Below are 307 nucleotides of genomic sequence, written 5' to 3'. Positions count from 1 at the left end.
GGCCGTTCTGACGGCCGCGCGCAACTGCCTGACTGGAACTCCGTACCGCCCAGGCCTGCGTACGCCAACCGCGAGCACTCACTTGGCAACCCCGTCCTTAACCATCACGCGTAGGCGCGCTCGCAGGAACGAGCCCCGTCCGCCGGGCGCGCAGCAACGTGTGAAGGCCAGAACCCTCAATACGCGTGCGCAATCGCCCAACCGAACGCGTACGAAATCCGACACCAACGGTGGGCCCGTACGTACAACCAAGCCCTGGTCGCAAGCGCGGGGGGGGGGGGGGGGGGGGGGGGGGGGGGGGGGGGGG

Source organism: Yinghuangia sp. YIM S09857, assembly GCF_051388915.1.
In the GTDB taxonomy this organism is placed as follows: Bacteria; Actinomycetota; Actinomycetes; order Streptomycetales; family Streptomycetaceae; genus Yinghuangia.
This window is presented reverse-complemented; position numbering follows the sequence as displayed.